We start from the raw sequence: 8,402 nt of genomic DNA on the forward strand, positions 1-8,402 counted from the left end.
CGGACCACCACGCTGGGGTACCGTCAGAAGAACTGTCTTATCAAACTCACTATGGCAGGAGGGACGGGGCGGCACCGCTCCGTATGGATGGACGTGAAGCGATACTTCCGTGGGCCGGTCATGTGGATCGTGCTGGCCGTCCTTGCCGTGGTCGTGTTGATGCAGGTCGTCGGCTCGTCCGGCGGCTACAAGACGGTGGACACCGGCCAGGTCGTCGCGGCGATCAATGACAACAGGGTCCAGTCGGCCAAGCTGACCACGGGTGACGAGCAGACCATCAAGGTCACCCTCAAGGACGGCCAGAAGGTCGACGGCAGCTCCAAGATCCAGGCGAGCTACATCGGCGACCAGGGCGTGACCATCGCCGGCCAGCTCCAGACCAAGTACCAGGACAAGCAGATCCCGGACGGCTACACGGTCTCGCCGTCCAAGCAGAACCCCTTCCTCGGCGTCCTGCTCTCGCTGCTGCCCTTCGTCCTGATCGTGGTTGTCTTCCTGTTCCTGATGAACCAGATGCAGGGCGGCGGCTCCCGGGTCATGAACTTCGGCAAGTCCAAGGCCAAGCTCATCACCAAGGACACCCCGAAGACGACCTTCTCCGACGTCGCGGGCTGCGACGAGGCCGTCGAGGAGCTCCACGAGATCAAGGAGTTCCTCCAGGAGCCGGCCAAGTTCCAGGCCGTCGGCGCCAAGATCCCCAAGGGCGTGCTCCTCTACGGCCGCCCGGGTACCGGTAAGACGCTGCTCGCGCGTGCCGTCGCCGGCGAGGCGGGCGTCCCCTTCTACTCGATCTCCGGCTCCGACTTCGTCGAGATGTTCGTCGGTGTCGGTGCCTCCCGGGTCCGCGACCTGTTCGAGCAGGCCAAGGCGAACGCCCCGGCGATCGTCTTCGTCGACGAGATCGATGCGGTCGGCCGCCACCGCGGCGCCGGCCTCGGCGGTGGTCACGACGAGCGCGAGCAGACCCTGAACCAGCTGCTCGTCGAGATGGACGGCTTCGACGTCAAGGGCGGCGTGATCCTCATCGCCGCCACGAACCGGCCCGACATCCTCGACCCGGCGCTGCTGCGCCCCGGCCGATTCGACCGCCAGATCGCGGTCGACCCGCCGGACCTGCAGGGCCGCCTGGAGATCCTCAAGGTCCACCAGAAGGGCAAGCCGGTCGCCCCGGACGTCGACCTGTCCGCCGTCGCACGCCGTACCCCCGGCATGACGGGTGCCGACCTGGCCAACGTCCTCAACGAGGCAGCGCTGCTCACCGCCCGCGGTGACCAGAAGCTGATCGACAACAGGGCGCTGGACGAGGCGATCGACCGCGTGGTCGCCGGCCCGCAGAAGCGGACCCGGATCATGTCGGACAAGGAGAAGAAGATCACCGCGTACCACGAGGGCGGTCACGCCCTGGTCGCGGCGGCCTCGCCGAACTCCGACCCGGTCCACAAGATCACGATCCTGTCCCGTGGCCGCGCCCTCGGCTACACGATGGTCCTGCCGGACGAGGACAAGTACTCGACCACGCGCAACGAGATGCTCGACCAGCTCGCCTACATGCTGGGTGGCCGCGCCGCCGAGGAACTGGTCTTCCACGACCCGACCACCGGCGCCGCGAACGACATCGAGAAGGCCACCAACCTGGCCCGCGCGATGGTCACCCAGTACGGCATGACCGAGCGGCTCGGCGCCATCAAGTTCGGCGGCGACAACAGCGAGCCCTTCCTCGGCCGTGAGATGGCTCACCAGCGCGACTACTCGGAAGAGGTCGCCGCGCTGGTCGACGAAGAGGTCAAGAAGCTCATCGAGACCGCGCACAACGAGGCCTGGGAGATCCTGGTCGAGAACCGTGACGTGCTCGACCAGCTCGTTCTCCACCTGCTGGAGAAGGAGACCCTGGGCAAGGAGGAGATCGCCGAGATCTTCGCCCCGATCGTCAAGCGCCCGCCGCGGCCCGCCTGGACCGGCTCGTCCCGTCGTACCCCGTCCACCCGCCCGCCGGTGCTCTCCCCGAAGGAGCTGGCACTGACCAACGGCGCGAACGGCGCGACGGCCTCGATCAGCACGGTCAAGTCCAGCGCCGCGGAGTCCGCCCCGGTGACGGACCAGACCCCGGAGGACCGCTCGGAGAGCTGAGCGCGTTTTTTCGGCCAACCGGCCTGGAATGAACGCCGCGCCCGCCAGGTTTTAGCCTGGGGGCGCGGCGTTCGTATGTCCGCAGGCAAGACGCGTGGCCGCCTGCCACGTGTGAAGGCACAGGAACGAGGAACAGATGACCGACCCGGTGACGCTGGACGGTGAGGGCCCCATCGGCGAGTTCGACGAGAAGCGCGCCGAGAACGCCGTACGCGAACTTCTGATCGCGGTCGGCGAGGACCCGGACCGTGAGGGCCTCAGGGAGACGCCGGCGCGGGTCGCACGGGCCTACCAGGAGATCTTCGCGGGGCTGTGGCAGAAGCCCGAGGACGTACTGACGACGACGTTCGACCTGGGGCACGACGAGATGGTCCTGGTGAAGGACATCGAGGTGTACTCGACCTGTGAGCATCATCTGGTGCCGTTCCGGGGCGTGGCGCACGTCGGGTACATCCCGTCGGTCTCCGGAAAGATCACGGGCCTGTCCAAGCTGGCCCGTCTGGTGGACGTCTACGCCCGCCGGCCCCAGGTGCAGGAGCGGCTCACCACGCAGATCGCGGACTCCCTGATGGAGATCCTGGAGCCGCGCGGCGTCATCGTCGTCATCGAGTGCGAGCACATGTGCATGTCGATGCGGGGCATCCGCAAGCCGGGCGCGAAGACCATAACGTCCGCCGTGCGCGGTCAGCTGCGAGACGCGGCGACCAGGAACGAGGCCATGAGCCTGATCATGGCGCGCTGACCGGGTGTTCCGGCGAACCGGTGGTCACGCCGCCGGTTCCGCTCCCGGGTGGTTCTGGTCCTCGTCCTCGGGGAGCTTGCACACGCGCTCCAGGAACATGGCCGCCACTATCACCCCGATCCCGGCCACGACCGACAAGCCGGCGTAGATGGCCTGGTCGCGGCGGGCGGGGATGTCCAGCAGCTCCAGCAGGAAGACACCCGTGCCGCCGTACATGCCGGCGACGAGGGCGGCGACCAGGGCGCTGGCCTGGCCGAAGACGACCGCGCGGGCGGCCATCAGGGGGTCGACGCCCTTCGCGCCGGGGCGGCGCTCGCGCTGGGCCTTGAGACGGGCGCGCAGCGACAGCGCCGTCGAGAGCAGGACCACGGCGATCAGGGCGAGCACGACGGGTGCGGCCAGGGGGACGCTGGGGAGGGTCCCGATCGAGTTCCAGAGGCGGGCGCCCGCCCAGGACAGGATGCCGGCGACCACGAACACGCCCGCCAGCACCCTGATGCGCAGCTCTCTCACGGTGTCCCTTCAGCTCCCCCGGACCGGTCCGGACTGCGGTCGTGTCGACCTTGTCGTCTTGACCTTAACGACTACTCGGGCAGTCGGAGTTCCAGGTCCTGGCGGGGTTCGACACCCGCTCGGGTGATCGTCGCCAGCAGATCGGCCACCGTACCGCGGCCGGGCAGCTGGGCCTGCGGGTCCACGTCGTGCCAGGGCGCGAGCACGAAGGCGCGCTCGTGGGCGCGGGGGTGGGGCAGGGTGAGCCGCGGGTCGTCGGAGGTGACGTCGGCGTAGGCGACGATGTCGACGTCCAGGGTGCGCGGGCCCCAGTGCTCGTCACGGACGCGTTTGTACGCCTCCTCGATGGCGTGCGCGCGCTCGAGCAGGGAGGACGGGGGCAGGGTGGTCTTGAGGGCCACGACCGCGTTGAAGTACGACGGCTGGCTGCCGGGCGCCACGCCCCAGGGCTCCGTCTCGTACACCGGGGAGACGGCCTTCACGCGGACACCGGGGGTGTCCTCGAGCGCGTCGACGGCGCCCTGGAGGGTCTCCAGGCGGTTGCCGAGGTTGGAGCCGATGGAGATGACGGCCCATTTCGGGTTCTGCAGGGTCGTGTCGGCGGCGTCGACCTTCTCGACGACGGAGGCGGGCACCGGCTGGACGGTCGGGTCGCTGTGACCCTGGAGGAAAGGTCGGGTCATACTCGGCTCCGGGTGATGGTGACGGTCACGTCGTCGAAGGGGACGGTGATCGGCGCGTCCGGTTTGTGGACGCAGACCTCCACCTCCTGGACCCCTTCGTGCTTCAGGCAGGTCTGGGCGATTCGCTCGGCGAGTGTCTCGATGAGGTCCACCGGCTCGCCCTCGACCACGGCCACGACCTCTTCGGCGACGATGCCGTAGTGCACGGTCTTCGCCAGGTCGTCGTCGGCCGCCGCCGGCCGGGTGTCCAGCCCCAGGACGAGGTCGACGATGAAGGTCTGGCCCTCCTCGCGCTCCTTGGGGAACACACCGTGGTGCCCGCGGGCCTTGAGGCCGCGCAGCGCGACACGATCCACGCGAATCACTCCTGCAATCGTCGGGAAGGACCGGTCCGTACCACGTGCGGGCGGCACACCGGCCTCAGACGAATCTACCTGCGGGCACTGACAAAGCCGGGCTGCGGGACGCGGGCCCGGGCCCGGACCACGAGGGTTCATCTCGCGTTTCCCCGGGGAAACCCGGCGGTGTCATGGGCTGGTAGCGGCTTCTACCCCGGGGTAGGTGATTCCAACCACTTCTTGGTCCCTGTGGAGCGTCTACCCGCTCAGGCGAGGGGCCCGTCGTCCGGATGCACGCCATTTGCGCCGGGCTCGTCGTCCTCGTCGTCGCTCTCCGCCAGGACGGGGGAGGCGTGGTGCGACCAGAGTTTCCAGCCGTCCGGTGTGCGCCGGAACACGTTCGTGGCGACGACGAGCTGGCCGACCAGCGGTCCCAGTTCGGCGCCGTCCTCGGGGGCGGGGCCGCCGCTGAGGATGTTCTCGGTGCAGGTGACGAGTGCGGTGTCGCCGGTGACGGAGACGTGCACGTCGGTGAGGAAGAACTGGATGTAGTCGGTGTTGGCCATGATCAGGGCGTACGACCTGAGGACCTCGCCGCGGCCGGTGAGCACGGGCCAGCCGGGGTGGACGCAGGAGATCACGCCGGTGTCCGCGGGGTCGTGGTACTCCTCGTCCACGCCCAGGTCGGCGGGGGTGAGCCAGAGCGAGGAGACGTCCTCGAAGTCACCGCGTTCCATCGCCTCGTAGAAGGCGGTGTTGGCTGCTTCCACCTGCTCGACGTCGGTATGAGGGGCGCTCACCGGGTTCCTTCCGCCCCGTGCTCACCACCGGCACCGGACGCCCGCCCGCTGCCGCACGCCCCGGGCTCGTGCGCGGCGCCGGGCGTGTTCTGTGCGTCGTGCGCCGGGTGCCCGCCGTCCGCTCCGGGCGTGTCCGCGCTTTCGCCAGCCGGGTGCTTGGCAGCGGCAGCGCGAGTCGCGCCCCCCGCTCCGGGTCCGCCCGGTGCGGAGCCCGCCGCGCGCGCTCCCTCCACGGCCCGGGCGACCCGTACGGCGTCCGCGGTGGCGCGCACCTCGTGGACGCGCACCGCCCAGGCGCCGTTGTGCGCCGCGAGTGCGGAGACGGCGGCCGTGGCGGCGTCGCGCTCCCGGGCCGGCGGGGGCGCGCCCTCGGGGCCGGCCAGGACGCGGCCGAGGAACCGCTTGCGGGAGGCGGCCACGAGCAGGGGGTGGCCGAGGGCGCGCAGGCGGTCGAGGTGGGCGAGGAGGGTGAGGTCGTGCTCGGCCTCCTTGGAGAAGCCGAGGCCGGGGTCGACGACGACGCGGTCGGGGGCGATGCCCCCCGCCAGCACGGCCTCCACGCGCGCGTGGAGTTCGTCCAGGACCTCGGCGACGACGTCCTCGTAGGCGCCCTGGACGTTGCCGCCCTGGAGGAAGCCGCGCCAGTGCATGACGACGAACGGGGCGCCCGCGTCGGCGACCACCGGGATCATCGCGGGGTCGGCGAGGCCGCCGCTGACGTCGTTGACGAGGGCGGCGCCGGCCGCGAGGGACTGTTCGGCGACGCGGGCGCGCATGGTGTCGACGGAGACGACGACGCCCTCGGAGGCGAGGCCGCGGACGACCGGGATCACCCGACGCAGTTCCTCGGCCTCGTCGACCCGGGTGGCGCCGGGGCGGGTGGACTCACCGCCGACGTCGACGAGGTCCGCGCCCTCGGCGACGAGGTCCAGACCGTGTTTGACGGCGGCCGTCGTGTCGAACCAGCGGCCGCCGTCGGAGAAGGAGTCGGGGGTCACGTTGACGACACCCATGACCGCGCACCGGTCCCATGCCGGAAGGCCGGCGACCTGGCCGCGCCCGCTGAGGTTGTTCATACGTTCAGCGTAGGCCCCGCGGGGGCGCCCGGAACGCGCGGCGGCCCGGGCGGCGGCCCCGGTGCTGGAGGGGGAGGGGCGCTCGCCCGGGCCTGTCATCGGCCGCGGCACCGCTCGGTTCCGCGGCGCTCGTGTCCGTCGGCGCTCAGGCCGCGCGGACGTCCCGTTCCCCCACGGCGTGCGCGCAGGGGCGCTCGGCGGCCGCCCTGCGCCGGCGCAGGAAGCGCGGGAGCGGCAGGGCGAGGTCGACGAAGCCCTCCGCCTGCATGGCGGCGAAGCCGATGCGGGGCAGGTCGGCGTTGTTGCGGTAGACCACGAAGCGCGGTTCCCAGCGCGGCTGGAACTTGGCGTTGAACTTGTACAGGGACTCGATCTGGAACCAGCGCGAGAGGAAGACCAGCAGTCCACGCCAGGCGCGCAGCACCGGGCCGGCGCCGATCTTCTCGCCGCGCGCGAGGGCGGAGCGGAACATCGCGAAGTTCAGCGAGACGCGGGTGATGCCGAACTTCGGCGCGGCCTGGAGGGCGGCGACGATGAGCAGTTCGTTCATGCCGGGGTCCGCGCTGCGGTCGCGGCGCATCAGGTCCAGCGAGGCGCCGTCCTCGCCCCAGGGCACGAAGTGCAGGACCGCCTTCAGGTCGCCGTACTCGCCGGGCACGTCGTCCTGCTTGTGCGCGGTGGCTATCAGGCAGTCGCCGTCGGCGGGGTCGCCGACGCGGCCGAGCGCCATGGAGAAGCCGCGCTCGGTGTCGGTGCCGCGCCAGTCCTCCGCGGCCCGGCGGATGCGCTCCAGTTCGGCGTCGCCGAGGTCACGGATGCGCCGTACCCGGGTTTCGTAGCCGGCTCGCTCGATGCGCTTGACCATTTGTCGCACGTTGCGCATCGCGCGTCCGGCGAGCGAGAAATCCGCGACGTCCACCACCGCCTCGTCGCCCAGTTCCAGGGCGTCCAGGCCGGTCTCACGGGTCCAGACCTCGCCGCCCGTCTCCGAACAGCCCATGACGGCGGGGGTCCAGGAGTGCGCCTTGGCCTCGTCCATGAAGCGCTCGATGGCGCCGGGCCAGGCCTCGACGTCGCCGATGGGGTCGCCGCTGGCGAGCATCACGCCGGAGACGACGCGGTAGGTGACGGCGGCCTTGCCGCTGGGGGAGAAGACCACGGCCTTGTCGCGGCGCAGCGCGAAGTGGCCGAGGGAGTCGCGCGCGCCGTGCTTGACCAGCAGGGCCCGCAGGCGGGACTCGTCCTCCTCGGTGAGTCGGGCGGCCGGGTGCTCGGGGCGGAAGGCCAGGTAGATCGTGGTGACGGCGGTGATCCAGCCGAGGGCGCCGAGGGAGAAGGCGACGGTCCAGGAGGTGTTGCCCTGGTAGTCGACCGGGCCCTCGAAGCCGAACAGGCCGTAGACGACGTGCGTCAGCCGATCGGCCAGGCTCGGGTCGCCGATCGTCCGGTGCGGGTGGACGCTGACGATGACGAGACCGAGGACGAGGGAACCGGCGCTCATGAGAACGAAGTTGGCGAGCGCGCGCCACCTGCTGCGTGGATCGGGCAGCGCCGCGAACTCGTCCCGGTGGATCAGCAGCGGCACGAGCAGCGCCACCGCGATGAGCGCGCCGACGAGCGAGTGCCGGTACGCGAACTGGGCCACGGCTCCGGCCGGCAGCAGCGCGACCGCGGCCCGCCACGCCCGGCGCTTGCGCCGTTTGAGCCCGTGCGCGAGCAGCAGCAACAGCACGCCGGAACTCAGCGACAGCGCCGCGGCGAACGGGCCGAACGAGCCCGGCAGCACCTCGGCGATGGCGTGCATACGGCTGTGACGGAAGCGCGGGAACACACCCGCGGCAATGTCCAGGACGCCCACGAGGGCGGCCGCCCTGCTGACAAGGACGGGAACGGCCTCGGGGCGCGGGCCGCGCAGTATGCGCCGCGCCCGGCTTGATCGGCCCGGAACCTCGCCCGACATTTCCCCATCTATCCTGACAGACATCGCATCCCGTAGTTCTGCGAGAGACCTTGAACCCGGGCCCGATCGGGCATCCGGCGACATTGCGCCCTCTAGGACGGTGTCTCGGGGAGAGAGGTTCACTCCCCACCGGAAAGTCGGGTCAAAGGCCAAGGAAAGCCCC

7 protein-coding genes and 1 pseudogene are annotated in these 8,402 nt (G+C 70.7%); 2 read left to right on the forward strand and 6 right to left on the reverse strand.

The window, feature by feature from the left end:
- Window positions 1–87 precede the first annotated feature (87 nt).
- Both ftsH and folE read left to right on the forward strand, forming a co-directional pair.
- Window positions 88–2,127, forward strand: a complete 2,040-nt coding sequence (gene ftsH, locus AB0D93_RS02925) for an ATP-dependent zinc metalloprotease FtsH (RefSeq protein WP_362111791.1) — start codon at window positions 88–90, stop codon at window positions 2,125–2,127.
- A 136-nt stretch (window positions 2,128–2,263) separates the two neighbouring features.
- Window positions 2,264–2,869: a GTP cyclohydrolase I FolE gene (folE, locus tag AB0D93_RS02930; protein ID WP_362111794.1), complete on the forward strand. Its 606-nt coding sequence runs from the start codon at window positions 2,264–2,266 to the stop codon at window positions 2,867–2,869.
- 24 nt (window positions 2,870–2,893) lie between these two features.
- Here the strand turns inward: folE and AB0D93_RS02935 are convergent, their stop codons facing one another.
- The 6 genes and pseudogenes from AB0D93_RS02935 to AB0D93_RS02960 form a co-directional block, all read right to left on the reverse strand.
- Window positions 2,894–3,382 carry a DUF3180 domain-containing protein gene (locus AB0D93_RS02935; RefSeq protein ID WP_362111797.1) on the reverse strand — a complete coding sequence of 163 codons (489 nt, stop codon included), beginning with the start codon at window positions 3,380–3,382 and terminating at the stop codon, window positions 2,894–2,896.
- Between the two features lie 71 nt (window positions 3,383–3,453).
- On the reverse strand, window positions 3,454–4,065 hold the full coding sequence (gene folK / locus AB0D93_RS02940; RefSeq protein ID WP_362111800.1) for a 2-amino-4-hydroxy-6-hydroxymethyldihydropteridine diphosphokinase: 612 nt from the start codon (window positions 4,063–4,065) through the stop codon (window positions 3,454–3,456).
- On the reverse strand, window positions 4,062–4,421 hold the full coding sequence (folB, locus tag AB0D93_RS02945; RefSeq protein ID WP_208899553.1) for a dihydroneopterin aldolase: 360 nt from the start codon (window positions 4,419–4,421) through the stop codon (window positions 4,062–4,064). The genes folK and folB overlap by 4 nt, the downstream gene beginning before the upstream one ends.
- 248 nt (window positions 4,422–4,669) lie before the next feature.
- Entirely contained in the window at window positions 4,670–5,203 is a 534-nt protein-coding gene (locus AB0D93_RS02950) for a nuclear transport factor 2 family protein (RefSeq protein ID WP_362111804.1), read from the reverse strand.
- 215 nt (window positions 5,204–5,418) lie between these two features.
- Window positions 5,419–6,279 (reverse strand): annotated as a pseudogene (gene folP, locus AB0D93_RS02955) (dihydropteroate synthase); the annotation flags it as partial.
- A gap of 145 nt (window positions 6,280–6,424) precedes the next feature.
- Window positions 6,425–8,239 carry a phosphatidylglycerol lysyltransferase domain-containing protein gene (locus tag AB0D93_RS02960; protein WP_362111807.1) on the reverse strand — a complete coding sequence of 605 codons (1,815 nt, stop codon included), beginning with the start codon at window positions 8,237–8,239 and terminating at the stop codon, window positions 6,425–6,427.
- Between the last annotated feature and the right edge of the window lie 163 nt (window positions 8,240–8,402).

Origin of the sequence: Streptomyces sp. NPDC048191, assembly GCF_040652655.1 — a bacterium.
In the GTDB taxonomy this organism is placed as follows: Bacteria; Actinomycetota; Actinomycetes; order Streptomycetales; family Streptomycetaceae; genus Streptomyces.